Genomic DNA, 25,883 nt, shown 5'->3' with positions numbered 1-25,883 from the left:
CGGGCTGAGTGCAAAAAATAAACCCCGGGTTCGGGGTTTATTTTTAATGAGGTAAGCTTGCATGAAAACAGATACCCAACCTTGGTACAAGCAGTTATGGCCCTGGATCTTGATATTGCTCCCTCTGATAGCCTTTGCCCGGGGTGGTTGGGCTTTTTATATCATGATGCAAAACCAACCGGAAATGGTGGTCGATGACTATTATCGAGAAGGACGTACCATCAATAACCGGCTGGAAAAGTACCGCGAAGCCGCCCTACGCAACCTTAATGCGCATGTGTTGATTGCCGGTAATCGTGCCGTCGTCCGCTTTGAGGAAAATGCCGTGCTGGGAGAAAGCATTCATTTGGATTTTTACCATCCAACCCTTGGAGCTCATGACTTTGAGGTCAATGCCTATCGCAGCGGAGAGTTGCTGTATGTCGCAACCCTGCCTCATACCCCGACAGGTCGTTTTCGGTTAGTGGTTTCCGATGATAGCGAAGAATGGCGTTTGCGAGCGAACATTCAACTTCCTGAAGTTCAGGAAATCAAGCTAGGGTACTAAAGCGCTCATGTCTGCTCAGCAAAACTGCTTTCATTGTCATGAGCCCGTGCTCACTGGTCAGCAGTTTACGCTGGATTTTGAACAGCAAAATCGCGTCTTTTGTTGCGCCGGTTGCCATGCGGTCGCCGATACGATTATTCAACAAGGGCTGGCCGACTATTATCGCTTTCGCACGGAACCGGCCACAAAAGCGGATGCGATGCCTGCAGACTTGGCTGCAGAGCTTGCTAGCTTTGATAGCCCGGATGTACTGGCTGATCTGTCTATCAGCCAGGGAGAAATCAGTAAAATCGAGTTATCTATCAGCGGCATCAGCTGCGCTGCCTGTGCCTGGCTCATAGAGCGTCGCTTAAAGCAGTTGACTGGCTTGTATAGCATCAGCGTCAACTCCAGCACTCAACGCGCCATGATTGAATGGTATCCCGGGCAACTCAAGCTAAGTCAGATCCTGCAGCAGATAGCCAGCCTGGGCTATCAAGCCAGCCCTTTCGCCGCTGATCAAGAAGAGCAAACCTACAAAGAAGAACTAAAACGTTACCTGAAACGACTCGCCGTTTCCGGTGTGCTCTCGATGCAAGTGATGATGCTGGCGATTGCACTGTACTTTGGCGAGTGGACCGGTATCGATCCTGAACACCAGGATTACCTGCGCTGGATCAGCATGTTACTAACGACGCCAGTGGCTTTTTATGCCGCCCTCCCCTTTGTCACCAGTGCCTGGCGCAGTATTCACAACCGAAAAATGAACATGGATGTGCCAGTAAGTCTGGCCATTTATTACACTTATTTTGCTTCTGCCTACGCCACCCTGACAGAAAGCGGTGAAGTCTATTTCGAGTCGGTCTGCATGTTCGTATTCTTTTTACAGCTGGGCAAGTTTTTTGAGTACCGCGCCCGCTCAAAAGCTCGTGATGCCACCAGTAACTTGCTGAAAATTATGCCCGTGACAGCAACACAGCTGATCGACGGTCAACCACAAAACACCTCGGCCAAACGATTACAAGTTGGTGATTTAATCTTGGTGAAAGCCGGTGAAACCTTGCCAGCCGATGGCGAAGTCGTCAGCGGCAGCAGTAGTGTCGATGAGTCGATGCTGACCGGGGAGTACCTGCCGATTAGCAAAAGCGTCGGTGCAACCGTGCTGGCCGGCAGCATCAATCATGATGGTGTTTTGCAAGTGCAGGTAACACAACCACTGGCGCTTTCGCGGCTTGGTCAAATCATTGCACTGCAACAAGATACCCTGAACCAAAAACCAGAGCTGGCTGAAAAAACCGATCAGCTGGCGCAGTACTTTGTTGAGCGATTGCTGCTGATCGCACTGGCCACTTTTTTGGTATGGTTTTTCTGGATTGATGCCAGCCGTGCATTTTGGGTCACGTTATCGGTGCTGGTTGCCACCTGCCCCTGCGCGCTCGCACTGGCAACTCCCACGGCTATTACCTGTTCGTTGGCCCGGCTTAATCGCAAACATATTCTGATTAAAAACAATAAAGTATTGGATCGCCTGCCAGAGCTACAGCAGATCGTATTCGATAAAACCGGCACCCTGACACAGGGTCGGTTTAGTGTGCATAAGGTTCATCTGCTGCAAGCCGGGCTGGACCAAAACCAGTTATTAAACCTGATCGCCCATGTTGAGCGTCATTCCGAACACCCGATTGGCAAAGCGTTTCTGCCTTATCTCCGCGATACGTTAGCGCTGAGTGATGTGCAAATTCACATCGGTGCAGGTATATCTGCCATGCATCAAGGACAACAGATACGGGTCGGACATGCTGATTTTTGTCAGGCAGAGCCGGTGGATGGCGCCATGGTCTACCTGGCCATTAATCAGACCGTATTGGCAGCGATTGAATTGCAGGATGAAGTTCGGCCAGAAGTTCCAGCTCTGCTCAACGCACTGAAAGCAAAAGGCTACCAACTGGGTCTTCTGACGGGTGACAGTTCCAGTCAGGCGGAGCGACTTGCAAGTCAGCTGGGCTTTGATTGGCTGGAAAAAGGCTGTAGCCCAGAGCAAAAAGTGACCGTGCTGCAACAACTCGCGGCAAAGCAACAACAAAAAATTATGATGGTTGGCGATGGCATCAATGACAGTGCCTGTTTTCATGCTGCCGATGTTTCGGTAACCATGCAAGGCAGTACTGATCTGGCAAAAAATCAGGCAGATGTGCTGATCCTTCGTAATGATTTAAGCCTGCTGACCACCCTGTTAGCCGGCGGCGAGCAAGCTGCACGAACCATTAAACAAAACCTTGCCTGGGCTGTGGGCTACAATGGCATCATCATACCACTGGCGGTCGTTGGCCTGGTTTCACCCTATGTCGCTGTACTTGGTATGTCATTTAGCTCATTATTGGTGGTATCGAACTCGCTAAGGCTTTTAAAATCATGAGTGTTATTTATGTGCTGATCCCAATTGCTGTGCTTTTTGTCATGATTGGGCTGGCTATTTTTTTCTGGGCCGTGCGAAGCAAGCAATTTGAAGATCTGGACAAACAAGGCTTTAGTATTTTGTTTGATGATGAGCCCCATCAGTACAAGCAAGATGCCAGCGACGATCAATCCTCTTCGCAGCAGAAGCCACATCAGGAGCCCGATGAACGCTGATATTGCAGCTGCTTTTCTGATAGGTTTTATTGGCAGTAGCCATTGCCTGGTGATGTGCGGTGGCATTGTTGCCGCCTTACAACTATCCATGCCCACCACTCGCTGGTCTACACGGTTGGCTTTGCAATTATTGCTTAGTGCCGGGCGCTTGTGCAGTTATGCATTTTTCGGTGCATTGGTGGGGTATTTTGGCGTGGTTGCTATGCAAGTGAGTGGCGCCTCCATGCTCTGGCTGCGATTGCTGGCCGGTTTGTTGCTGATTGCCATGGCGTTGTATATCTCCCGGCTATGGAACCTATTACAGTACCTTGAGCGTGGTGGCCAGCACCTGTGGCGCCTGATCCAGCCGCTGAGCAATCGATTGATGCCATTGGATAGCCCCTTAAAAGCATTTGGCTATGGCGTTTGTTGGGGCTGGTTGCCCTGTGGTTTGGTCTATAGTACCTTAAGCTGGAGCCTTGCCAGTGGCAGCGCCTTATCTGGTGCCGCTATTATGTTCGCCTTTGGTCTGGGTACCTTACCCGCTATTTTACTGACTGCAGGCATTGCAGCAAAGCTTAATCAACTAAAACAACAGCTTTGGTTTCGCTACGGGACAGCCGCCTTATTAGGTATTTATGGCCTTTATACGGTTTGGCTTGCTATACAGCGACTAGTTTTTTAAGCTATCCCTCAATTAGCTCCATAATGGATGTGACATGGCCAACTCATCAATTAATTGCCAGGACTGTGGTTTCAGCCAGCTCTGTTTACCCTTCACCTTAAACGACCGTGAAATGGATACACTGGATGACATTATCCAGCGTAAAAAGCCGTCGCATAAAGGCGATTACCTGTATGAAGCAGGTGATTCCTTCCAGGCTTTGTATGCCATTCGTACCGGTTCTTTTAAAACCTTTACGCTCACCGAGCAAGGTGAAGAACAGATCACCGGCTTTCACCTGCCGGGTGATGTGCTTGGCTTTGAAGCCATCAATACCGAGCAGCATGTCAGTTTTGCTCAGGCGCTCGAAACGGCCATGGTGTGTGAGATCCCTTATCACAACCTGGAGCAATTACTGGGCGAGTTGCCGAAGTTGCGTCAACAGTTAATGCGCTTAATGAGTCAGGATATTTCAGCCGATCAACAGTTGATGCTGTTGTTGAATCGCAAGAATGCCGAAGAAAAGCTGGCGGCATTTTTAACCAATCTGGCGCAACGCTTTCAAAGCCGTGGTTTTTCTGGCAAAGAGTTTCGTCTCACTATGACTCGTGGCGAAATAGGCAATTACCTTGGGCTGACCGTCGAGACCATCAGCCGTTTGCTCGGCCGTTTTCATAAAGAGCAACTGATCCATGTCGATGGAAAATTAATCCGTCTTGTCGATGCTCAGTCATTAGCACGGCTTGGCGGCATGGCTGGTATAGCAACTTGATGTATAAGGTAAAATTAACATCAATCTTTTGATATAGAACAAGCTTTAAATTCGGCAGGCTGCTTTATTTTGTCTACACTATAGCTACAGACAAGCAAATGGAGACAGCCCGTGACCAAGCCCGAACATATCATGGTGGTCATTGATCCCACCACTGAACAGCAAAAAGCACTGAACCGTGCCGTTGAATATGCACGCTATCAGGATTGCAGCCTGACCGCCTTCTTGTCTATTTATGATTTCTCTTATGAAATGACCACCATGTTATCAGGTGACGAACGCGAATCCATGCGTCAGGCGGTGATTAAAGATCGGGAATTATGGATCAGTGAACTGGTTGCTCCCTACCGTGAGAAAGGCCTGGTCATTGATATTCATGTCGAATGGCATAATCGCCCCTTTGAAGCCATCGTACAGGCGGTTCTGGAAGAAGGCTATGATATGGTAGTCAAAGGCACCCATGATCACGATGTGTTGAAATCGATGATTTTCACCCCGACCGACTGGCATATATTGCGCAAATGCCCCTGCCCTGTACTACTGGTCAAAGACCATGATTGGCCTGAGGGCGGCAATGTTCTGGTTGCAGTCAACGCCGGCAGTGAGCAAGATTACCACCGTTCATTAAATAAACGGCTCATCAACAAAGCAGAACATGTTGCCAGTATGCTGTCTGCTAAGGTGCATTTAGTCAATGCCTATCCTGGTACGCCGGTGAATATTGCCATTGAAATCCCAGAGTTTAACCCTGATGAATACAACAGCACCATGCGACGACATCATGTTGATGCCGTGCGGGACCTTGCTGCAGCACATGGTATCAGCGATGATCGCACTCATGTGCTTGAAGGCATGCCAGAGGATGTGATCCCTAAGGTGGCGAAAGAGTTGGATGCCGAGATGGTATTGATTGGTACTATTGGCCGCACCGGGTTCTCAGCTGCCATAATTGGCAATACCGCAGAGCACGTCATTGATCGATTAGATTGCGATGTGATTGCCCTAAAACCAGATAACTTTGTCAGCCCATTAGAAAAATAAGTCAACTCAGTAGACAAGTAACAGCCCGACCACCACTATCCGCTATGGATGTCAAAATGCACGAAGGAGCAAGCACTCCCCCGTGCATTTTGAGGTTGGCTGGCTCTATGGAAATGCCATCAGATCCGCTATACTAAGCTCCGTTTTTTTCCGGGGTTCGATTATGTCTCATTCTGCGCAAGCAAAAGCACAATACAGTCTGAATAAGCTGCACAAAAAATTACGTCGTGGTGTTGGTCAGGCCATTGCCGATTTCAATATGATTGAAGCAGGCGATAAAGTCATGGTGTGTTTGTCAGGTGGTAAAGACAGCTATACGCTGCTTGATATCTTACTCAACTTGCAAATATCAGCCCCCATCGACTTCTCGATTATCGCGGTCAATCTCGATCAGAAGCAACCGGGCTTCCCTGCCGAGGTATTGCCAAATTACCTCAGTGCTTTAGGGGTCGATTTTAACATTGTCACCGAAGATACCTATTCCATCGTCAAAGACAAAATTCCTGAAGGAAAAACCACCTGCTCGTTGTGTTCGCGTTTACGCCGTGGCATTTTGTACCGTACTGCAAAAGAGTTAGGTGCAACTAAAATAGCGCTGGGTCACCATCGTGATGACATGCTGGAAACGCTGTTTTTAAATATGTTTTATGGCGGCAAAATGAAGTCAATGCCGCCAAAGCTACTGAGTGACAATGGCGAGCATATGGTGATCCGACCGTTGGCTTACTGCCGGGAAAAAGACATTGCCCGCTATGCAGAACAGAAAGCCTTTCCTATCATTCCATGCAACCTGTGCGGCTCACAAGATGGCTTGCAGCGCCAGGTGATCAAAGAAATGATGCAAGACTGGGACAAGCGTTTTCCTGGCCGCATTGAAACCATGTTTCAGGCACTGCAAAATGTCGTGCCTTCCCACCTTGCTGACACCAGTTTATTCAACTTTGCTGGTTTAACCCATGCAGATAAGCATTTCGCCGCGGATACCGCTTTTGACTCTGTGACTATCGCACTACCGCAGAGTACTGATGAAAGTGATGAACAAGCGCCTGATGCGCCAGAAGCGAAGGTGCAGATTGTTGAGTTGCATTAAATAGTTTGTTGGTCCTTCCTCCTGTCGATTAACAGGAGGGAGAGATAGCTACCTGTTGACGGACTTCTTCCAATATTGGGCAGTTAAAGCGGATCATGCCTTTAATTTCAGCAATGTAATCTTCACCACGCTCAGAATAACGGCTTAACCCCGGAGCTAAATTAACGCCACGCACCGGCCGATTTCGACTGCGCAAATCAGCTCGTATATCACGCAGTTCTTCATAGGTGTGAAAAGTATTTAAGTTGTAAAAATAACTGCGGATACTGGCTTCGGCACTGTCAAATCGGGCCACTTCATGAAATTGCTCATCGCCGCGCGATAAAGGAATTAAACCGCAGCCTTCACGAAAGCACCACTGACCAAAAAAGTTTAGCCCCTCCACCGCAAAGCGGCTGGTTCCCCAAGCTGACTCATTGGCCGCTTGCATTAATACCAAAGATGATGGCAATACATCGACCCGCTTCAGTAACTCAGTGATGCCCTGCTCACTCACATCATCATCGCTCATACGAAATTCATCATACAGTCGATAGATAAAAGCATAATCGTTCATGCTCAGTGCGTCATGGTCCTGGATTCGTTGCTGTAATACCGTTAAATCGGCACGGAGCGCACGCAACCGTGCATTTTCCCGGTAGACATAAGGGCCGAGGTAATTAAAAAAAGCTTGTTTCTTTTCATGAATATCTGAGATTTCATTAAAATCAGGCAACGGGCTAAATTCTGGTGCCGGCACGGGATAGGCGATTCGCTCCTTGACAGATGGCTTTGTCAGATAGGGCTGCACTTCTGCTCGGGATGGGTGTTGCAACGGCTCAAGCCACACCTCTTCAACATCCGGTTGCTGGATAAAGGGATATACCAAAGCATATGCCACCATCAACCAAACACATACAAACATCAAGTATGTCAAATTTCGCATGAACCACCTTTTATCTTCATTGCACTTTATCTTCAACTACTTGGTAGACTAAAGTCTTGTACCGCAGCGGGTATTGGTTTAGTTTTTAACTTTGTAGTTGTTTCATTATTTGTCATTTTAAACTTAAATAGTGAAATGTACGAATTTTTCATGCTTTCCAACACAGCGACATTGCCATGAAAATCAGTTAAGTTACTTATTTACATATAAAAAATAATTTTGGCATACTACCTGCTTCCTTTTGAAGGAATCAGAATCTATTAAAGGATAAATTTATGAAAGTGCAACTTAACCTGGCTGCATTGTTCGGTGTGCTGTTGAGCTGGTCTGTTCATGCCGATACCAAAAACATCACCATGGAACTGGATGCTGCGCAATTGCAGCAACTGCATCTTCAAGTCGGCGTTGGGCAAATAAAATTAAGCACGGCAAACACCGACAAAATTCAACTTCGTGTTGATGTCACTGGCGAAAAGCGATGGTGGTTTTTCAGTCATAAGGTGGGCGATATCGAACTGACAAAGCAGCGCGATGGTAGCAAGCTGTCACTCAGTATTGATAAAGACAACACCAAACAAGACTGGCAACTGACTATCCCTGAATCGCTGGCGGTTCGTATCGATTTAGGGGTTGGTCAATTTTTTGCTGAGCAATTTATCGCTGATGCCTTCGTTGATGTTAGCGTTGGCCAGGTATCCGCTAATCTCGATACCACACATTATCAAAAGATACTGCTGACTGCCGGGGTTGGTAATGTGCAATTAAAAAACGCACCAAAAGAAACAAAATCAGAGCGCCATCTGGTTGGTGGCACCCTTGAGTTGGAAGGTTCAGGTCAAGCATCCTTTGAAGCCAGCGTCGGTGTAGGTGATATCAGCATAGCCCATCAATAAGTATGGCCCAGCCCACAAAATAAAGAAGAAAATGGATATTTCTTCTTTTATTTCTCAGCACAATTCAGGTAGTATTTGGCTATCCAGACGTATATCAACCTAAAAGTGATCTTATGAAGCCTGTGTTACGCTCCTCAAAGCTTGAGGGAGTCTGTTACGATATCCGTGGTCCTGTGGCGCAAGAAGCGCGCCGTATGGAAGATGAAGGTCACCGCATTCTAAAGCTCAACATTGGTAACCCGGCACCTTTTGGTTTTGAAGCACCCGATGAAATATTGAAACACGTCATCCATAACCTGCCGACCGCGCAGGGGTATTCCGATTCTCAAGGTATTTATCCCGCCCGGGTCGCTGTGGCTCAATACTATCAACAACGTGGTATCCGCGGTGCAGACGCCGATGATGTCTTTATTGGCAATGGTGTCTCTGAGTTGATATTAATGTCGTTGCAAGCGCTGCTAAATAACGATGATGAAGTGCTTATCCCCTCCCCTGATTACCCATTATGGACTGCAGCGGTAAACTTAGCTGGTGGTAAAGCGGTACACTATCGCTGTGATGAGCAACAAGACTGGGCTCCCGATCTAGCGGATATAGCGAGTAAAATCAGCAAAAGAACCAAGGCACTGGTACTAATTAATCCAAACAACCCAACCGGGGCCGTCTATCCAGAAGACGTATTACTTGCGCTGCTTGAATTGGCTCGCCAACACAAGCTGGTGGTTCTTAGCGATGAAATCTACGATAAGATTTTATACGATGGCCACAGTCACATCAGTACGGCATCGTTGTGTGATGATTTGTTGATGCTGACCTTTGGTGGCTTATCGAAAAACTATCGCATTGCCGGCTTTCGGGTCGGCTGGTTGTTTATCTCTGGTGCTAAACGGCATGCTCAACATTACATTGATGGCCTTGGGATCCTGGCATCGATGCGACTCTGTGCCAATGTGCCTTGCCAGCATGCTGTGCAAACCGCGCTGGGTGGCTATCAGAGTATTTTTGAGCTGACCAGGCCCGGTGGACGTTTGTTTGAACAGATGGATGCCGCCTGGAAAATGGTGAATGCCATTCCGGGATTAAGCTGCATGCGGCCCAAAGGTGCTATGTATTTATTCCCCAAAATTGATCGCAGTGTCATTAAAGTCAAAGACGATGAATTGATGGTGCTGGACTTTCTTCGTCAACACAAAGTGTTATTGGTGCATGGCCGGGCATTTAACTGGCCAGAGCCAGACCATTTTCGAATTGTTTTTTTGCCACATAAGGAACAGCTAGAACAAGCCATTGGCCAGTTGCAACAGTTTCTGGCTGGGTATCAGCAATAGCTGTCGCAACTGAGTTGGGTTGGCCTGCCTTTGGTGATAATATGAAACCACTTGCTATCAATCGCAGCATTTAATTAAGCGATTCATCAACCCAGAAGCGTGAGCCTTTCAATGTCGCTTGCAGTGCAAGGCCAGATTCTGTCATCTGATACACTGTGACATCATTGACACTGGCCTCAGCCCCAACAGCACCACCTTTGTCTCCAGCTTTTGCGGCTGCGTCTGCTTGGCCGCCAAAGGTCCAGCCCTGTTCGATAAAACGCTCCATACTTTCATCGGTATGAAACACCATCACCAAACGATAATCTTTCACCCCGGCGCCCAGCCCCAAACCGAGCTCACCGACCCGCATATAGGTATCCTGCCCGGTACTATTATTTCGTACCACGCCATAACCACCGCCAAAACTAGCCAGAATCACATTTATATTGGCATTACTGAACACCGCATAACCCGGAGCAGCCTGAACCTCAGCACGAGCACTTGATTTTTCCTGATACAAGCGAGCTAAGCTTTGCTGTCGCATATCCTGAATGGCTAACCGCTGCTCATCAGGTGTAGCGCGATAACCGCCAGCACAGCCTTGCAGAGTGAATAACAATACAATCAACAACCCTATGTAATTTGCTTTCATAAACACCTCATCATTTGTCTATTGTTAGAGTGCGCTATCATTTCATCAAAATACTTGATCTAACTGGTTATTTTGCGCAGTATAAAAGCCACTTTCTACTGTAGATGACAGGTCATGAATGGTTACTGAATTTAGTTTTCGACAAGGTTTTGAGTGGTTTACCAACCACCTTTCCAGTGTCGTTTTTTATGCATTTCCTGTCGCAGGTGTTGAAATTCCCATGGTGGTGCTCTGGCTGGTTTCTGGCGCCATCATCAGCACTTTTTACCTGGGTTTTATTAATGTGCGTGGTTTTGTCCATGCCTTAAAGGTCGTTGGTGGCCGCTATAAAGATCCCAAACAACAAGGTGATATTACCCCCTTTCAAGCACTGACAACGGCTTTATCTGGCACAGTGGGTACCGGCAATATTGCCGGAGTCGCTGTCGCCATTACCTTAGGTGGCCCAGGTGCTACCTTCTGGATGATTGTCGCTGGCATCCTTGGTATGTCGCTGAAATTTGTTGAATGTACTTTGGCGGTTAAATACCGCCACCAAGCCCCGGATGGCACTTTTTCTGGTGGCCCGATGTATTACATCCCTGTTGCGCTCGCCAAGTTTAATCTGCCCCGCCTTGGCAAAGCCCTGGCAATTTTCTTTGCCGTTGCCTGTGTCTTTGGCTCCACTGCTTTTGTTCACGTCAACCAGGGGTTTGCTCAGGTGAAGGGCGTGACTGGTTTTGATAATGCCTGGCTGTTTGGTGCCCTTTACGCGCTTTTGGTGGCGGTAGTTATCATTGGTGGTATTAAAAGTATTGCCAACGTGACCAGTAAACTGGTCCCGATCATGTGTGCAATTTATCTGACAGCAGCCCTGATCATCATTGGTGGTCACGCCAGCGCGGTTCCTGCCGCCTTTATGACCATCATTCACGGCGCCTTTGCCCCCGAAGCGGCTTATGGTGGCTTTATTGGTGTGTTGATTCAAGGCTTTCGCCGAGCTGCCTACTCCAACGAAGCAGGGATCGGCTCATCTCCAATTGCCCATGCCGCCGCCCAAACTCGCCAACCAGTGTCACAAGGTTTTGTTGCTTTGCTTGAGCCTTTTATCGATACCGTGGTGATATGCACCATCACTGCTTTGGTGATTATTCTAACCGGTGCTTACCTGGGTGCGGATCTGGATGGCGTTCGTCTGACCTCAAGTGCTTTTGCTAGTGTATTCGAATGGTTCCCTGGCGTATTGATGGTGGCATTGCTGCTGTTTGGTTTTTCTACCGTGATCAGCTGGTCATATTATGGTTTGAAGTCATGGAGCTATCTATTTGGCGAAACCACCTTCAACCAAAATCTATTTAAGGTTTTGTTTTGTTTGGTCGTGTCCATTGGCGCTGTACCGAATATTCTGGCGGTATTCGACTTAATTGATTCGATGATTTTCTTGATGGCGCTGCCCAATATCCTGGCGATTTATTTATTAATGCCTGAAGTGAAACAAGATCTTAAAGCGTATTGGCACAAGATCCAAACTGAAAAATAATAGGTGCTATTCATGAGTGAGTACCGTTGCCACAAACGGTACTTACATCGACATCATTACTTTAAATGAGCCCGAATACGTGCCGAGGCATAATCCATCAACCAAACGATGGTGGCAATCACAATCACCAGCATACCTACTTCATTCCAGCGAGCTAAGCCCTGGTATTGCATCAGCATGGTACCAATGCCACCACCGCCGACCAGACCAATGACCGTCGCCATCCGCACGTTAATATCCCAACGATAGATGGTATAGGACAAATAAGGTAAAATAATTTGTGGGACCACACCGTACCAAATCACTTGAACGGGATGAGCGCCTGTTGCCGTCATTGCCTCCACGGGGCCATCATGGATTGCTTCTATTTGCTCCGAGTACAATTTCGTCAATGACGCCACAGAATGCAGAAATAAAGCCAGCATGCCTGAAAACGGGCCTATACCGACCCACACCGAAAATATAATGGCCCACACCAGCGGCTCAATCGAACGTGTTAAATTCATAAAGAATCGGATCACCGCATAGAGTGCAAAACTAGCGGCAGAGTGTTTCATCAGGTTTCGGGCGGCAAAAAAGGCCAGCACAAAAGCAACCGGTATCGCCAGCGCCGTAGCAACAAATGCCATATAAACAGTTTCAATGGCAGCAAAAAGCGCATCTTCAAAAATAGCAAAGTTTGGGCTTAGTAAAGCGCTAAAAATGCGTTGGGCGCCAGCAAGACCGCTTGGCGATAAAAATTCATGCATCGACACCTGCGACACATGCAATCCAGCAGCAAAAGTCAGTAGCAGCTTGACGAGCGCCAAACGTACAGACGACGCACGGAATATAGATTGACCTTCTTTAAAGGTGATCAAGCCAAATAAAGCTTTACCAATTGAGCATCGAGTGTAGATAAGCACACTAGCCAATACCATAGCAACTACAAAACAGTACAGTGGCTCATGCCATGAAAAATCAACATATCGCAGATCTAACCACCATTGTTGATAGGCTATTTTAAACAAGACAATACAGCTGTAACTCCAAATGAGTACATCTGTACACCAGGCTTTGATGGTCGCTTTGTAGCGCTGAATGGACATGGGTTGCGCAATAATATGTTCGGTCATCATTTTTTCCGTTAATTTATACTGACTTCTACCGCGTCTTCGCCATAGATGGTTTTAAACCATTGTTCGTCAATATCACTGGGAGCGCCTTGATACACCAACTGCCCTTCTTTTAATGCAATAACTCGCGTTGCATAAGTACGTACCAGCGACAAAAAATGCAAGTTGCAAATCACGGTCACACCGAGCTCTTGATTGATTTTTTGCAGATATTTCATCACAGAATGAGAAGTTGAAGGATCCAGACTGGCCACCGGCTCATCAGCCAAGAGTATTTTAGGGTCCTGCATCAGGGCTCTGGCAATGGCGACACGTTGCTGCTGACCACCGGATAAATTATCCGCCCGCACATAAGCTTTCTGAGCCAGACCAACGATATCTAAATACGCCAACGCTTTTTGCTTATCCTCAGCAGAATACATGCCTAACAGTGACTTTATTACCGGGGTACGGGCCAGAGCGCCTGACAACACGTTCGTTAATACCGTTTTACGTGGAATAAGATTAAACTGTTGAAAAATCATGCCAATGCGGCTTCTCGCCTGACGTAATCTGCGACCTTTCAACGCGGTTATTTCTGCATCATCAAACACAATTCGACCACTGCTGACGGTGTGTAATTGATTGATGCAACGCAATAAAGTTGACTTGCCTGAACCTGACAAACCAATGACGACCAAAAACTCTCCCTGCTCTACTTCGATATCAATCCCTTTTAGAGCCTGAGTGCCGTTTGGATAGGTTTTACTGATGTGTTCTGCATGTAAAAGTGGCATGGGTTCCCCTAAAGCACCAATGATTCCGTATCAATTTCGATGGTTCGGATCATCTCTCGTAATGGCTGATAATCTTCATCGGTTGCGTCAATCAACCCTTCCACGCTGTAGATATTACGAAAAATATCGCGCCCCTGTTCCGTCGATAGAAATTTTTTGATGGCGGTGATAAAGCTATCCCGGATATCTGCTGGTAAATCTTTACGAAAAACAAAGGGATCGTTTGGAATTTTCTCGGTCACCGCCAGAATACGAACCCGTTCCGTAACATCAGGAAATTGAGTTAACACACGTTGGCGGGCATCACGAATGCTGCCATCAGCAGCCGGAGCCGAATAATAGGCGGAGCCAGCATCTACTTGTCCCTGATACACCATAGTGATGACGCTGTCGTGCTTCATGGCAAAGGTTTCATGCCCTAGCGTCACATTCTCGTCAAGCAGCATTTTAAGTGGGAACAAGTAACCTGAAGTCGAGGCGGGATCGGTAAAAGCAAAGCGCTTGCCGGCAAGATCCGCTATGGTTTCAATACCGCTATCCGCCCGCACCACAATTTGCCCCTGATAATAATCCACGCCATGGCGGATCATTTTTAAATGCGCTTCTGCACCATAACGCTCATGCGCCATCAAGTAGCCAAATGAGTTCATGGCGCCAATATCTGCCCGACCTGAGCCAAAAGCTTCAACGACAGCGATGTAGCTGGTAGGGATCCCTGTTGTGTAGTAGTGCCCTGTTTCTTGCTCTAAAAAGCGAATAAACTCACGTGAGTTACTGGCGATGGTATCGGCATCAACAGAAGGCGTAAAATACAAACGAACCGGGTTGTTGCGACTTCCCAGATCCCCGGCAGGTTGACAGGCCGTCAGCATCACAATCAGCAGGAGTAAAACAACGCTGAGCAAGCTGTTTCTATAGCGCAAAAAACTGCGAGTAGCCGTCATAAATTATCCCTAAATTGGTGATAAATAGTGGGGTCCGTTATATCAATACAAAGTGACACTAATATGACAGCAGAAAGATAATTTTGTGGTAAAAATAGTTAAAAATGCGGCTATTTGACTCGATCCATCATAACCTTTGGCGTAAGATAACTGTGCCTGTATTAAGCGGATTACCTTATGACAACTCCATGGCTGGCACGACGTTCAGAACGATCTACGCTTCGACAAGATGACCAACGGACCCCCTGGCAACGGGATCGGGCGCGTATTCTTCATTCAGCCGCTTTTCGCCGCCTGCAAGCTAAAACGCAGATTATGGGCGTCGGCCAGAATGATTTTTACCGCACTCGTCTGACACACTCATTGGAAGCAGCGCAAATTGGTACCGGTTTGGTGACTCAGCTCCGCCGCCGCTATGTTGATGTAGCTGACAGAGCCATCCATTTACCCGATGACAGCTTAATTGATGCCTTATGTCTCGCCCATGATATTGGTCATCCTCCTTTTGGTCATGGTGGCGAAACTGCGCTCAATTACAAAATGTTGCATGCTGGTGGCTTTGAAGGCAATGGACAGACTTTTCGCATTGTCGCCCGGTTAGAACCGTACACCGAACATCACGGCATGGATTTAACCCGCCGCACTTTATTGGGCCTGCTAAAATATCCGGTACTCCCGCCTACAGAACTTGGCGACAACCGTGAAGCGGCACCATTGTGCTTAACACCATGGAAAGCCGTTAAAGCGGTTTTTCACGAAGATGCCGATGTGTTGGATTGGGTATTAGCACCGTTAAGCGATTCCGATCGCCAGCAGTTCCAACAGATTGACACCCTGCCGCACAGCCCATGGTTAAAATCCAGATACAAGTCTCTGGATGCTTCCATTATGGAACTGGCCGATGATATTGCCTATGGCGTGCATGATTTAGAAGATGCTATTGTGACCGGACATGCCACTGCCGGGCAATGGCAGCTACAGATGCAAACCAGCCTGAGCTCCCTGCCTGAAGCGCTGCAACAACTGATGCAACATGTCGGTACCAGCTTATTTTGCTCTGAGCATCACCTGCGTAAAGATGCCATCGGTGCCCTGGTCAATTTATTTATTACCTCGGCTGAATTGCATGAAGTACTGCCAGATTGCGAGGAGCCATTGATCCGCTTAAATGCCTGCTTACCCGAACCACAAAAACAATTGCTTGATGTGTTAAAGCGCTTTGTGTTTACCAATGTCATCAGCCAACCAGATATTCAACAAACTCGTTTTCGCTGCCAGAATATGCTGCTGCGCATGTTTGATGCCTTTGCCTCGGATCCAAAGCGATTACTACCATTAAACACCCAACAGCGCTGGCATGATGCAGAGCGTCATGGCCAGGGCTTACGGGTGATTTGCGATTACCTTTCTGGCATGACCGATGAGTACGCGGAGACCATGTATAAAAAACTCTTTGGAGCATTATGACGTTACGTGTTTTAGCAGGACCTAAAGCCTTTCAACAGATCCAACAGCGAGGTATGCACGCCGACGATTTCAGCACCATGGTCGGCGCCAGTGGTGGCCCAAAGTGGTTTAGTTTATTTGGTCTTGATCAGTATCTGTTTGGCGATTTCTTTGCTCAGCGTACACAGCCATTGCAGTTACTTGGCAGCTCAGCCGGCGCCTGGCGCTTTGCTTGCTTTGCCCAAGATGCCCCTGTTGCGGCCTCGCAGCGATTCTGTCAGGCCTACTCGACTCTTTGCTACCCAAAAAAAGCATCCACCGCCGACATCACCCGTATTTCTATGACTGTGATTGATGCGGTGTTTCCAAGCCAGCAGCATATCCAGCAAGTGATCGAGAACCCGGCTATCAAGCTAAATTTCATCGTGGCACGAGCGCGGGCATTAACCCGCGGGCGCAGCAAAGCTACGCAACTGGTTGGCTTAACCATGACTGCAGCAGCAAATTTAGCGCAGCGCCGTTGGTTAGGGCATTTTTTTGAGCGAGTCTTGTTTCACACCCCCAATCAGGCTCAGGTTGTTGCTGATTTAAACGATTTACCCACTCGCTGGGTGCCCTTGGATCAACACAATCTGAAGCAAGCATTGCAAGCCAGTGGTTCCATTCCACTGGTGCTGGATCCCGTTCTCGATATTCCCGGCGCTGGCCCCGGTGTGTTTTACGATGGCGGCATTACCGATTATCATTTTGATATGCCGTTCTCGCAACAAGGCTTAGTCTTGTACCCGCACTTTTACCCGCAAATCAGCCCCGGTTGGTTCGATAAAAGCCTGCCTTGGCGCAGACGTTTCTCATCGCACTATGATCATGTCGTGATGCTATGTCCTTCAGCACAGTGGATAGAATCGTTACCCGGCGGAAAAATCCCCGATCGCAACGACTTTAAGCGCCCTGATCAACAGCGTTTAAAAGATTGGGCCATTGTGATTGAACGCTCCCACGAGTTAGCTGAGGCTTTTAAGCAAGGCGATTATCAGCTGGAGCGCTTGTACTAGCGGGTCTTGATGACCGCATAACCTAAGTTTGTGATAAGCGTTTGGTTATGCGATCAGATGACGTGTATAGAAAGAGAGACTTACCGGTTGTCTGGTTGCAGTTCAGTGATGCTAAAACGACTTGGAATAATATCCAACCGAACAAAGGCGGCACTGCTATTGTCTTTCATGCCATCCAGGTACTCCCAATAGCCTTGGGTACGTTCATCCTGACGGAACCGTAGCGTAAAGCCAAGTCCTTCACCCTGATGCAAGTAGCTCACAACTTCGTCGGTGCCTTTGTTATCGACCAGATCAAAACCAATCAGATCTTTTAACCGGCTATTACGGCTAAACACACCTGAGGCCACTACTGGCCCGGCAATATCAAGGTATTCAGCCCCTACCGTAGCAGACTTCAGCGGGTTGGGGATAAAACGATGCTCTTTGACATGATAGCGATCAGCCCCCTGTATAAAGCTAATACGCACCCCTTCGATATGGTAGCCGTGTGGGTTGCTAATTTTGTTGGCATCGCGCACATCAATAATGGTGACTCCACCATAACCAAGCGCTTCTATCTCCTGACTTTCCGGGTAATACACCAAAGCGGCATCTTCATCGATACCGTAACCGACCGGATAAAACTCCCGATGCAATTGAGTCGCGACCACCAAACGGCCAAAACGCGCTTTGCGATCAAAGTGCTGGTCGATGATGCCATCACGAAAAAAGCCAAGCCCGGAGCGAAGCAATAAAGGGCCATTCTCCTGATCTTGCATGCCGGCATAGCTATCGGTAGTCCCTACCGTCAAGGCATTCCACGAATCACCTGCGGCTACCATAATATCACTCATCATAGCTGCCCCGGCACTGGTGCCAGCGACCACGCCACCGCGCTTGTACAACGCCTGAATTGCCTGCAACACCGGAGTTGCCTGATGCTCTGGCGCCAATGTTTTAGTAATATTCAACTGATCACCACCGAGGAACCAAACGGCCGTGTAGTGATCCAACGAGGCGGCAAGCTCCTCATTAAAGCCACCCTGCGCCCAGGTGCTTTCATCGACATCTGGCGTACTGCGGTCGTCTTTGACGGCAATCGGAAATAAGGTCACCTGATCTTCATTCAGGCCATAATGCACCATGTCTTGTTTAAACTGCTTATAGTAGCGAACGGGCTGGCCGCTGGCTGCCGGGATCACTGCAATTCGTGCCTGAATAGGGCCGCCCGCCAGCTCAATAAACCGTTGGTATACTTCAGCATTGCTGGTGCTTAGCGAACCGCCAACCATCACCAGCGCTCCTTTTTCAACAGCGCGCGGCTCCGGCTCTTTTTTTGAACAAGCCGTGATCGCCAGACAGGCGGAAAGGATGAGAATTTGATATTTCACAAGGATGCTCCATTTCTATGTCAGTATTGTCTTTTTGCTTTATTAAGGTGTGTCGATACCTTACTGCCATGTTGTTGGTTTTATACGGCGGTTTTAGCTTAGCAAAAAAAACATCTTGGGTGGAGCAAAATCAACGGTCAGCTTTTGTTGTAAGAGCAGTTGTTTGCCGGAAGTCATCGATGCCTTGACAAAGCTGTTTTATACCCAACAGGCTACGGCGGGTAAAACGATACAAATAATCAGCGTTTGCCTGCAAAAACTGTTGATTCTGCACAGCAGGAATTCGGGCAAACTGCGTCCAGTCTGCTGGGTTAATAGCCTGCATCGAACCAGATGGAACAATGATGAGTTCCGGTTGTGCCAACAGTAATTGTTCAGGCCCAATGGTAGGATAATCGCCTTTCACGTCAGCAAACGGGTTTTCTGCACCGCACAGCTCTAACATCTGTTGCGGCCACGCCTGATTCGCCACTGTAGATAATGGCTGGGTAGAACTGGCAAAGAACACTCGGACAGGTTGGTGCTGCTGATATTGTTGCTCTAATCTGGCGAGCTCTTGTTCATAACGCTGCGCTTGTTGCTCAGCTTGCTGTACATGTCCGGTCAGCTCACCTAAATAACGCAATTCAGTCGCGACATCTGCCAACTGCTTTGGGTCTGAGTACTCAATGCGCACACCCAAGGCAGCCAGGCGTTGTAAATCGGCAGCAGGATTACCGCTGCGCCAGGCAATCACCAGATCTGGTTGCAGCGATAACACGGCTTCTAACTGAATGGCGGCATAATTGGCTACCCGAGGCAATTCTCTGGCAATCGCCGGGTAATCGCTGTGATCGCTAACGGCCACCAGCTGATCGCCTGCACCAATATCAAATAGTAGCTCTACAATGTGAGGGGCTAATGCAATGATCCGTTGCGGTGCTGGCTCGCTCGATGCGGCGTGTAAGGGTAACAACATCAGGGTACTGAGCAGAGCCAGCACATAACCAAACTTTGGTAAGTGAATACGCCTCACCAATCGACTCCTTGCTGTGCGCGAATCCCTGCATCGAATGCATGTTTTACGACCTGCACATCACTGACAGTATCGGCCAATTCGATCAAGCGCCGATGACAGTTTCGACCCGTAACCACCACATGCTGATGCGCTGGACGTCCTGCAATAGCAGCCAGTACTTCATCGGTATCCAGATAATGATAACTGAGCATGTAGGTCAGCTCATCAAGCAATACCAGATTGATCTTTTCATCGGCTAAAAAGGCTTTCGCTTGCTGCCAGACAGCCGTTGCTGCTGCAATATCGGCCGATTTATCCTGCGTATCCCAGGTAAACCCTGTCGCCATCACGGCAAAGGGCACGCCATGTTGTTGCAACAAATTGCGCTCGCCGCATGCCCATTCCCCTTTAATAAACTGAGCAACTGCAGCGGTATAACCATGCCCTACCGCTCTTGTCACGGTACCAAACCCGGCGGTTGACTTGCCTTTACCATTGCCAGTGAGAACCAGTAGCAACCCTTTGTCTTGATCTGCTTTGGCAACTGCAGCATCAACCTGCTCTTTTAACTGTTGCTGTCGCTGTTGATGCCTGCTGGTTTTGTAGTCATCGCTCATGAAAAATTAACCCTGCTGTCGTCGTAAAAGAATAAGAAAGAATACACTGCCAATGACGGAGGTAATCACCCCCAATGGAATTTCTTGCTGCTGCAGCAAACTACGCGCCAGATTATCCACCCAGATCAGGAAAATGCCGCCGACTAGCGCAGAGCCAAGCAACAAAGGCAACAAGGTGACTCCAAACCATTGCCGAACCAAATGCGGGATCATTAAACCGACAAAGGCAATGCCGCCACACTGGGCCACGATAAAGGCCGTCACGGCGGAAGTCGCCAGTAAGAACAGCAACCGAATTCGCTCTACAGGCACGCCTAAGGTGCGGGCACTCTCGTCATGCAACAGCATGGCATCCAATTGTCGCCTAAAAGCAAGAGCGAGCACCATCAGTACCAACACCGCCGGTGCAACAATAGCTACCCCCTGCCAATCGCTGCGACTTAAACTGCCCATCAGCCAGAATATCACCCGATTGGCGGCAAAAGGGTCGGCAAAATAGAGAATAAAGCTACTGATAGCGCTCAGCATAAAAGAAACCGCTACCCCGGCCAGCAACATGACTTGAACTTGCTGCCAGCCATGACTTATGCAGACCAAAATCACCAGCATGACCGCAAGAGCTGCGCCAGCAAAGGCGGCGATCGCCAGCGGTAATTGTTGATCGGGAAACAAAATGGTCGAGATGGTCGCACCTAAGCCCGCCCCGGCAATCAAACCAAATAAATAGGGATCAGCCAAGGGATTGCGGCTCATGTTCTGCAGCAAAGCCCCACAAACCGCCAAACCGGCGCCGGCAAAAAAAGCCATGGCAATTCGAGGCAGGCGGATTTGCCAAACAATGGCATCAATCAATGGATCCAGCTGTTGCTGCCAGATGCTATGCCACAGTTGTATATAGCGGATTTCAGCACTGCCTAAGCGGATACTCATCATCAACGTCAGCAGCAAGGCTCCCCCAGCTAACCACCAAACATAGCTTCGTTTAATCGGCATGCATGGCCCCGTGCTCTGCTGGATAAAAGTGAATGATGGGTCGCGTTAAACCTGGCTGCTGAATAAGCCGGCATGGCTGGCGAAACACGGCACTTAACAAGTCAGGCTGCAGCACCTGATCGGCAGGGCCTAAGCCGCACACCTGGCCTTCATTTAGCAACAGAATATCATCACAATAACTGGCAGCCAGGTTTAAGTCATGCAAACAGCACACAATAGTCAAACCCAATTGTTTGATTAAATTTAAAATTTGATGCTGATAATGCACATCGAGGTGATTGGTTGGTTCATCCAACAATAAAACTCGCGCATTTTGCACCAAAGCCCGGGCAATAAAGGCACGCTGCAGTTCGCCGCCAGATAATGAATCCAAAGTTTTAGCACGAAGTGATATCAGGCCGGTTTTGAGCAACGCCTGCTCAATGTGCTGACGATCTTCACTGGTGGTCGGGTCAAGCCAGCGTTTGTGCGGCACCAGCCCCATCATTAATAGCTGCTCTGTGGTTAGGCTAAATACCGGTACCGGGCTTTGCACAACCACTGCAACTTGTTGCGCTAATTCACGTCGGGTATGAGCTTGTAAAGGCCGGTTCTTCAACCAAATCTGTCCAGAGGTAGGCAGCAGTTCGCCATGCAATAATTTCAGTAATGAGCTTTTCCCTGCCCCATTGGGCCCGACAACACCGAGCATTCTGCCTTTAGACAGTGAAAAATTGATATGACGCAGGATCTGGCGTTGAGCCAACTGCAAATTTAGATCTTTGACCTGCAAGACCGGTGATGGCACCTCAGGCTCCCAACCAACGACAAGTAGACGAATTGTAACAGAAAAAAATCGAGAAGGCGTAAAAAGCACAAAAACCAGCCGAAGCTGGTTTTGTTAGAATCTACGAGTAATCATTAATTCAGCACAGCAAGTAATGTCTCATCCAAACCTTCATTACCAAGGATCTGTACAATGGCCTTGCAATGATCCAGTGTGAAATCGTCTTCCGCAATCTGCTCATTCAATAACGCACGTCGGCGCAACACGATGTCAGACATCATCTTGCTATCAAAGTCATTGGAAGCATCCAGTTTAGCTTGCAACTTTTCTAACCATGGATACAACTGACTTTCAACCTGATAAGCAGACTGACGCACAGCTGGATGAAAATCCTGACAGGCATTCAGGTTTAATAAGTAAAAGTTCAGATAACCGGCAACCGTGACCAACCGATAATCTTTCGTTGATGCATTTGCTTGCAATGAGCCAACAGAAAACACAACCACCGCAAGTGCTAAAAGCCACTTTTTCATTCTTCTTCATCCCTTTCTTATTGCTGTTGCTTCAATCTAAACAGAAATCCGCCATTTTTCAATGTTGACGAACGAATAAGCAACTTTATTTTGCAAAAGCAATCATGAAAGCAGTAATGAACCCAGCTACAGGCAGGATGTAAAGATATTGGTACAGAAACTTCAACTTTTTAGCACCATTAATTTTGCATTTATTATGCTATTAACTAGTATTGCTCTGGGCTAAACCAGTTAGCTCACTAATAACAAATAATAAACACAACAAGTTAACCCGGAGGTTTCATGCGTTATCCACTCAGTGGGGTCTGTTTAGCACTTGGTGCAATCATTGTTTCTCCTTTTTCTGCACATGCGGAATCGTCACAGCAAGCAGTAGAAGAAGTAGAACGCATTCAAGTAACGGGGAGTCGTATTCGTCAATCTGAACTCGAAGGGCAGAACCCTGTACAGGTACTGGATCGTGATTACATTGATCGATCAGGAATGAGTTCTATTGGTGATTTACTGCAATCCATCACCGCGTCAGGCTCAGCTCTGAATACACGGTTTAACTCTAGCGGTAACTTTGGCTTCCCACCAGATGGCGGTGGCGTCGGAGCTGGAGCAACTACTGTCGATTTGCGACACCTTGGTACCCAACGGGTTCTGGTGTTAGTAGATGGCTTACGCTGGGTGAATGAAAGCTCGGCTTCTGGTGTCGGAGGCGTGGTTGATTTAAATACCATCCCCATGGCGATAGTGGATCGCATCGAAGTGCTGGAGGATGGAGCCTCTTCTATTTATGGCTCAGATGCCATTGCTGGTGTGGTGAATATCATCACAAAACAAGCGCAGACTGGCGCCACTTTAAATGCGCGCTATGGCTCCTTCACGAAAGGCGATGGAGAGCAGAGCCAGCTTGAGCTGAGCTTTGGCGGTGAGTCTGACCGGCACAGCTTTTTTATAGCTGCTAGTTATTACGATCAAAAAACCGTCGCCTCAAATACCCGGGAACAATCCAGTCTGCCTGTACCTGGTACCGGCAGTGCTTTGGGTAGTGCTGCTATCCCGGCCGGTTTGATTCACTTTATTGATCCCAATACCGGCCAGCAACAAAATCTGTTTCCTAATAACGCCAACCCCACATACAACCCAGCGCTTAGTGGCTGTGATCGTAGTGACGACTTTCGTTGTTTTAGCGATGACAACCGCTTTAATTATGCCAACTATAACTTGCTACAAACCCCGAACAAACGGGGATCTTTATTTGCTCAGCAACAATATCGTTTAACCGATAACACTCAGTGGTATCTTCGTGGTTTGTACAATCAGCGCAAAAGCACCAACCAAGCTGCGGCTGAACCTTTCTTTCTGGGTACCGCAGTACCAACCAATTTCTGGGCCGATAATGTAACCATTGCTGCCGATAATCCCTACAACCCCTTTGGCTTTGACCTGGTTGCTGGTGGTGATAATCCTAACTTGCTGATGCTGGCTTACCGACCGCTCGAAGGAGGCGCTCGTCGCTTTGAGCAAACCGTCGATACCTTTTATGTCGCTACGGGGCTTAGCGGTGATTTTGCTGCAGGTGATCGCTGGTTTAACTGGGATATCAACGCCGCCTTTAGCACCAACCGTGCAGAACAACTTAACTTTGGTAGTTATAACGCGAGACGATTGGCAACTGGCTTAGGCCCTTTAGCAACGTGTCAGGCTGAAGCTGGGTGTGTCCCACTCAACCTGTTTGGAGCCAATGCGCTTACACCTGAAATGCTTGCCTACATTCAGCCAGTAGTTCGGGATAACAGCGAAAATACACTCAACCTATTTTCAGCCAACTTAACCGGTGACTTAATGGCTTTACCTGCTGGGGAGCTAGCATTTGCCACTGGCTGGGAATACCGCAAGTACCGCGGCAGCTACCGGCCTGATGGCCTAACGGTTGCGGGTGAATACAACGGTGTGGTTTCTTCGCCAACGTCCGGCAGCTACGATGTGAATGAAGTCTATGCCGAGCTGAGTATTCCACTGCTGCGCGATCAGCTGTTAGCCGAACAAATGGATTTAAGTATAGCTAGTCGATTTTCTGATTATTCCACCTTTGGCAGCGAGCTAACCAGCAAAGCAGGCCTTCGCTGGCAAGTTTCCAGTGAGTTTTTACTACGGGGTAGCTGGGCCGAAGGGTTCCGCGCACCAAATATTGGCGAACTGTTTGGCTCAGCCAGTGGCTTTGATGCCGTGCTCAACGATCCTTGTTCTGATCCCAGCGATGCCACCACTCAAGCAAACTGTTCCAGCCTCGGAGTACCAGCCAACTATGTCCAGCCAAACCCTCAAATTGGTGTCATTACCGGCGGTAACCTAGAGCTGCAGCCAGAAACATCCACTAGCTATAACCTTGGCTTCGTGTATAGCCCGGAATTCGCCAGCCAAACCAGCTGGTCTGAACGAATGGACTTCAGTGTTAGCTGGTATCAACACAAGCTCAAAGGGGCTATTCAGGCATTGGATGCTCAAACACAGCTCAACCTTTGTGTGCAAACCTTAAGCGATGATTTTTGCGGTGGTATTCAGCGTAATGCGCTCGGTGCCATCGATAATTTCAGCAACTCCCTAACCAATATTGGTAAAATCGATACTTCTGGTGTTGATTTTGATGTTAGCTGGTTACAACCAGCAACCGATATGGGGCAACTGAGCGTGAATTGGCGCACCACCATGATGAATTATCATCGCGTGTTTGATGCCAACAATGAACGCCAGCCAAGAACCGTCGGGGTCGAAGTAAACAACAGTGGCATTCCTCGCTTTAGTAGCAATCTAAATCTGGCTTATGGCAACGATAGCATTCAAGCCAGCTGGACCATGCGCTACCTCAGTGAGCTGACTGAAAGCTGTGGCAGTGCAGCCAGCTTTGCTATCTGTCAAAACACCCCTGAGACTGGCCAGAACCGGTTAGGCTCTGTGGTATACCATGATGTTCAGTTTAGTTGGCAAACTGATATGCTGCTGAATGGCGTACAAATTGTGGTTGGCCTGAACAATTTATTTGGTAAGGAGCCGCCTATTTGCCTTTCTTGTACCCTCAATGGTTATGATCCATCCAACTACGAGATGCCCGGCAGTCGTTTTTGGTACTTACAGACCAGAGTACAATTCTGATCCATCAACTACATATGCAAGCCACCTAACTTAGGTGGCTTCTTCCTATAATTTTCTGCCCTTCATTTCGGCTCATGCCACCACCCTGATGTAGCATCATGCCAGCATTTTTTAACGATGGTCGC

24 protein-coding genes are annotated in these 25,883 nt (G+C 48.2%); 13 read left to right on the top strand and 11 right to left on the bottom strand.

Annotation, left to right across the window (positions count from 1 at the left end; genetic code table 11):
* Positions 1 to 61: 61 nt before the first annotated feature.
* The 7 genes from Q3O60_RS14510 (at position 62) to ttcA (ending at position 6,703) form a co-directional block, all read left to right on the top strand.
* Positions 62 to 547 (top strand): FixH family protein, encoded by a 486-nt coding sequence (locus Q3O60_RS14510; protein ID WP_305894664.1) that lies wholly within the window; start codon positions 62 to 64, stop codon positions 545 to 547.
* A gap of 7 nt (positions 548 to 554) precedes the next feature.
* Positions 555 to 2,942 (top strand): heavy metal translocating P-type ATPase, encoded by a 2,388-nt coding sequence (locus Q3O60_RS14505; protein ID WP_305894663.1) that lies wholly within the window; start codon positions 555 to 557, stop codon positions 2,940 to 2,942.
* The gene (gene ccoS, locus Q3O60_RS14500) at positions 2,939 to 3,157 is read left to right on the top strand and encodes a cbb3-type cytochrome oxidase assembly protein CcoS (protein WP_305894662.1); all 219 of its coding nucleotides are present in this window, start codon (positions 2,939 to 2,941) and stop codon (positions 3,155 to 3,157) included. The genes Q3O60_RS14505 and ccoS overlap by 4 nt, the downstream gene beginning before the upstream one ends.
* Positions 3,147 to 3,821 carry a sulfite exporter TauE/SafE family protein gene (locus Q3O60_RS14495; protein ID WP_305894661.1) on the top strand — a complete coding sequence of 225 codons (675 nt, stop codon included), beginning with the start codon at positions 3,147 to 3,149 and terminating at the stop codon, positions 3,819 to 3,821. The genes ccoS and Q3O60_RS14495 overlap by 11 nt, the downstream gene beginning before the upstream one ends.
* 34 nt (positions 3,822 to 3,855) lie before the next feature.
* On the top strand, positions 3,856 to 4,572 hold the full coding sequence (fnr, locus tag Q3O60_RS14490; protein ID WP_305894660.1) for a fumarate/nitrate reduction transcriptional regulator Fnr: 717 nt from the start codon (positions 3,856 to 3,858) through the stop codon (positions 4,570 to 4,572).
* A gap of 132 nt (positions 4,573 to 4,704) precedes the next feature.
* A complete protein-coding gene (gene uspE, locus Q3O60_RS14485; RefSeq protein WP_369812675.1) occupies positions 4,705 to 5,613 on the top strand; it encodes a universal stress protein UspE in 909 nt (302 codons plus the stop codon).
* 163 nt (positions 5,614 to 5,776) lie between these two features.
* Positions 5,777 to 6,703, top strand: coding sequence for a tRNA 2-thiocytidine(32) synthetase TtcA (ttcA, locus tag Q3O60_RS14480; RefSeq protein WP_305894658.1), 927 nt, complete (start codon positions 5,777 to 5,779; stop codon positions 6,701 to 6,703).
* A 28-nt stretch (positions 6,704 to 6,731) separates the two neighbouring features.
* Here the strand turns inward: ttcA and Q3O60_RS14475 are convergent, their stop codons facing one another.
* Positions 6,732 to 7,628, bottom strand: coding sequence for a glucosaminidase domain-containing protein (locus Q3O60_RS14475; protein ID WP_305894657.1), 897 nt, complete (start codon positions 7,626 to 7,628; stop codon positions 6,732 to 6,734).
* Positions 7,629 to 7,903: 275 nt separating this feature from the next.
* Between Q3O60_RS14475 and Q3O60_RS14470 the strand changes: the two genes are divergently transcribed.
* Together Q3O60_RS14470 and Q3O60_RS14465 are read left to right on the top strand one after the other, a co-directional pair.
* Positions 7,904 to 8,521: a toast rack family protein gene (locus tag Q3O60_RS14470; RefSeq protein WP_305894656.1), complete on the top strand. Its 618-nt coding sequence runs from the start codon at positions 7,904 to 7,906 to the stop codon at positions 8,519 to 8,521.
* A 113-nt stretch (positions 8,522 to 8,634) separates the two neighbouring features.
* Complete coding sequence (locus Q3O60_RS14465) at positions 8,635 to 9,849, top strand: pyridoxal phosphate-dependent aminotransferase (RefSeq protein WP_305894655.1); 1,215 nt, start codon at positions 8,635 to 8,637, stop codon at positions 9,847 to 9,849.
* Positions 9,850 to 9,919: 70 nt separating this feature from the next.
* Here Q3O60_RS14465 and Q3O60_RS14460 read toward each other — a convergent pair whose 3' ends face one another.
* Complete coding sequence (locus Q3O60_RS14460) at positions 9,920 to 10,483, bottom strand: lipid-binding SYLF domain-containing protein (RefSeq protein WP_305894654.1); 564 nt, start codon at positions 10,481 to 10,483, stop codon at positions 9,920 to 9,922.
* A gap of 118 nt (positions 10,484 to 10,601) precedes the next feature.
* Here Q3O60_RS14460 and Q3O60_RS14455 point away from each other — a divergent pair, with 118 nt between their 5' ends.
* On the top strand, positions 10,602 to 12,002 hold the full coding sequence (locus tag Q3O60_RS14455) for an alanine/glycine:cation symporter family protein (RefSeq protein ID WP_305894653.1): 1,401 nt from the start codon (positions 10,602 to 10,604) through the stop codon (positions 12,000 to 12,002).
* Between the two features lie 56 nt (positions 12,003 to 12,058).
* Here Q3O60_RS14455 and phnE read toward each other — a convergent pair whose 3' ends face one another.
* Genes phnE through Q3O60_RS14440 form a run of 3 tightly spaced genes read right to left on the bottom strand, consistent with a single transcriptional unit; the run spans position 12,059 to position 14,837 of the window.
* Positions 12,059 to 13,117: a phosphonate ABC transporter, permease protein PhnE gene (gene phnE, locus Q3O60_RS14450; protein ID WP_305894652.1), complete on the bottom strand. Its 1,059-nt coding sequence runs from the start codon at positions 13,115 to 13,117 to the stop codon at positions 12,059 to 12,061.
* An 11-nt stretch (positions 13,118 to 13,128) separates the two neighbouring features.
* The gene (phnC, locus tag Q3O60_RS14445) at positions 13,129 to 13,893 is read right to left on the bottom strand and encodes a phosphonate ABC transporter ATP-binding protein (RefSeq protein ID WP_305894651.1); all 765 of its coding nucleotides are present in this window, start codon (positions 13,891 to 13,893) and stop codon (positions 13,129 to 13,131) included.
* Between the two features lie 8 nt (positions 13,894 to 13,901).
* Positions 13,902 to 14,837, bottom strand: coding sequence for a phosphate/phosphite/phosphonate ABC transporter substrate-binding protein (locus Q3O60_RS14440; RefSeq protein WP_305894650.1), 936 nt, complete (start codon positions 14,835 to 14,837; stop codon positions 13,902 to 13,904).
* Positions 14,838 to 15,014: 177 nt separating this feature from the next.
* On the opposite strand from Q3O60_RS14440, the gene Q3O60_RS14435 reads away from it, so the two are divergent.
* Together Q3O60_RS14435 and Q3O60_RS14430 are read left to right on the top strand one after the other, a co-directional pair.
* Positions 15,015 to 16,304 carry an anti-phage deoxyguanosine triphosphatase gene (locus Q3O60_RS14435; RefSeq protein WP_305894649.1) on the top strand — a complete coding sequence of 430 codons (1,290 nt, stop codon included), beginning with the start codon at positions 15,015 to 15,017 and terminating at the stop codon, positions 16,302 to 16,304.
* A complete protein-coding gene (locus tag Q3O60_RS14430; protein WP_305894648.1) occupies positions 16,301 to 17,338 on the top strand; it encodes a patatin-like phospholipase family protein in 1,038 nt (345 codons plus the stop codon). Before Q3O60_RS14435 ends, Q3O60_RS14430 begins: the two co-directional genes overlap by 4 nt.
* A gap of 80 nt (positions 17,339 to 17,418) precedes the next feature.
* Here Q3O60_RS14430 and Q3O60_RS14425 read toward each other — a convergent pair whose 3' ends face one another.
* The 6 genes from Q3O60_RS14425 to Q3O60_RS14400 all read right to left on the bottom strand — a co-directional run bounded on the left by Q3O60_RS14425 (position 17,419) and on the right by Q3O60_RS14400 (position 22,617).
* The gene (locus Q3O60_RS14425) at positions 17,419 to 18,711 is read right to left on the bottom strand and encodes a cyanophycinase (RefSeq protein WP_305894647.1); all 1,293 of its coding nucleotides are present in this window, start codon (positions 18,709 to 18,711) and stop codon (positions 17,419 to 17,421) included.
* Positions 18,712 to 18,841: 130 nt separating this feature from the next.
* Entirely contained in the window at positions 18,842 to 19,726 is an 885-nt protein-coding gene (locus Q3O60_RS14420; RefSeq protein WP_305894646.1) for a cobalamin-binding protein, read from the bottom strand.
* A complete protein-coding gene (gene cobO, locus Q3O60_RS14415; RefSeq protein ID WP_305894645.1) occupies positions 19,723 to 20,325 on the bottom strand; it encodes a cob(I)yrinic acid a,c-diamide adenosyltransferase in 603 nt (200 codons plus the stop codon). Before cobO ends, Q3O60_RS14420 begins: the two co-directional genes overlap by 4 nt.
* Before the next feature lie 6 nt (positions 20,326 to 20,331).
* Entirely contained in the window at positions 20,332 to 21,318 is a 987-nt protein-coding gene (locus Q3O60_RS14410; protein ID WP_305894644.1) for a FecCD family ABC transporter permease, read from the bottom strand.
* Positions 21,308 to 22,105, bottom strand: coding sequence for an ABC transporter ATP-binding protein (locus Q3O60_RS14405; RefSeq protein ID WP_305894643.1), 798 nt, complete (start codon positions 22,103 to 22,105; stop codon positions 21,308 to 21,310). Before Q3O60_RS14405 ends, Q3O60_RS14410 begins: the two co-directional genes overlap by 11 nt.
* 113 nt (positions 22,106 to 22,218) lie before the next feature.
* Entirely contained in the window at positions 22,219 to 22,617 is a 399-nt protein-coding gene (locus tag Q3O60_RS14400; RefSeq protein WP_305894642.1) for a hypothetical protein, read from the bottom strand.
* A gap of 282 nt (positions 22,618 to 22,899) precedes the next feature.
* Between Q3O60_RS14400 and Q3O60_RS14395 the strand changes: the two genes are divergently transcribed.
* Positions 22,900 to 25,758, top strand: a complete 2,859-nt coding sequence (locus Q3O60_RS14395; RefSeq protein WP_305894641.1) for a TonB-dependent receptor plug domain-containing protein — start codon at positions 22,900 to 22,902, stop codon at positions 25,756 to 25,758.
* The last annotated feature ends 125 nt before the right edge of the window (positions 25,759 to 25,883 follow it).

Origin of the sequence: Alkalimonas collagenimarina, assembly GCF_030717845.1 — a bacterium.
Classification (GTDB): Bacteria; Pseudomonadota; Gammaproteobacteria; order Enterobacterales; family Alteromonadaceae; genus Alkalimonas; species Alkalimonas collagenimarina.
Note: the sequence above shows the minus strand (reverse complement) of the source record. Positions and strands in the feature narration are given on the sequence as shown.

What these genes read in the sequence shown, in the direction of transcription:
- Q3O60_RS14510 (WP_305894664.1), top strand. Translation starts at nt 62, where the DNA reads ATGAAAACAGATACCCAACCTTGGTACAAGCAGTTATGGCCCTGGATC.
- Q3O60_RS14505 (WP_305894663.1), top strand. Translation starts at nt 555, where the DNA reads ATGTCTGCTCAGCAAAACTGCTTTCATTGTCATGAGCCCGTGCTCACT.
- ccoS (WP_305894662.1), top strand. Translation starts at nt 2,939, where the DNA reads ATGAGTGTTATTTATGTGCTGATCCCAATTGCTGTGCTTTTTGTCATG.
- Q3O60_RS14495 (WP_305894661.1), top strand. Translation starts at nt 3,147, where the DNA reads ATGAACGCTGATATTGCAGCTGCTTTTCTGATAGGTTTTATTGGCAGT.
- fnr (WP_305894660.1), top strand. Translation starts at nt 3,856, where the DNA reads ATGGCCAACTCATCAATTAATTGCCAGGACTGTGGTTTCAGCCAGCTC.
- uspE (WP_369812675.1), top strand. Translation starts at nt 4,705, where the DNA reads ATGGTGGTCATTGATCCCACCACTGAACAGCAAAAAGCACTGAACCGT.
- ttcA (WP_305894658.1), top strand. Translation starts at nt 5,777, where the DNA reads ATGTCTCATTCTGCGCAAGCAAAAGCACAATACAGTCTGAATAAGCTG.
- Q3O60_RS14475 (WP_305894657.1), bottom strand. Translation starts at nt 7,628, where the DNA reads ATGCGAAATTTGACATACTTGATGTTTGTATGTGTTTGGTTGATGGTG.
- Q3O60_RS14470 (WP_305894656.1), top strand. Translation starts at nt 7,904, where the DNA reads ATGAAAGTGCAACTTAACCTGGCTGCATTGTTCGGTGTGCTGTTGAGC.
- Q3O60_RS14465 (WP_305894655.1), top strand. Translation starts at nt 8,635, where the DNA reads ATGAAGCCTGTGTTACGCTCCTCAAAGCTTGAGGGAGTCTGTTACGAT.
- Q3O60_RS14460 (WP_305894654.1), bottom strand. Translation starts at nt 10,483, where the DNA reads ATGAAAGCAAATTACATAGGGTTGTTGATTGTATTGTTATTCACTCTG.
- Q3O60_RS14455 (WP_305894653.1), top strand. Translation starts at nt 10,602, where the DNA reads ATGGTTACTGAATTTAGTTTTCGACAAGGTTTTGAGTGGTTTACCAAC.
- phnE (WP_305894652.1), bottom strand. Translation starts at nt 13,117, where the DNA reads ATGACCGAACATATTATTGCGCAACCCATGTCCATTCAGCGCTACAAA.
- phnC (WP_305894651.1), bottom strand. Translation starts at nt 13,893, where the DNA reads ATGCCACTTTTACATGCAGAACACATCAGTAAAACCTATCCAAACGGC.
- Q3O60_RS14440 (WP_305894650.1), bottom strand. Translation starts at nt 14,837, where the DNA reads ATGACGGCTACTCGCAGTTTTTTGCGCTATAGAAACAGCTTGCTCAGC.
- Q3O60_RS14435 (WP_305894649.1), top strand. Translation starts at nt 15,015, where the DNA reads ATGACAACTCCATGGCTGGCACGACGTTCAGAACGATCTACGCTTCGA.
- Q3O60_RS14430 (WP_305894648.1), top strand. Translation starts at nt 16,301, where the DNA reads ATGACGTTACGTGTTTTAGCAGGACCTAAAGCCTTTCAACAGATCCAA.
- cobO (WP_305894645.1), bottom strand. Translation starts at nt 20,325, where the DNA reads ATGAGCGATGACTACAAAACCAGCAGGCATCAACAGCGACAGCAACAG.
- Q3O60_RS14410 (WP_305894644.1), bottom strand. Translation starts at nt 21,318, where the DNA reads ATGCCGATTAAACGAAGCTATGTTTGGTGGTTAGCTGGGGGAGCCTTG.
- Q3O60_RS14400 (WP_305894642.1), bottom strand. Translation starts at nt 22,617, where the DNA reads ATGAAAAAGTGGCTTTTAGCACTTGCGGTGGTTGTGTTTTCTGTTGGC.
- Q3O60_RS14395 (WP_305894641.1), top strand. Translation starts at nt 22,900, where the DNA reads ATGCGTTATCCACTCAGTGGGGTCTGTTTAGCACTTGGTGCAATCATT.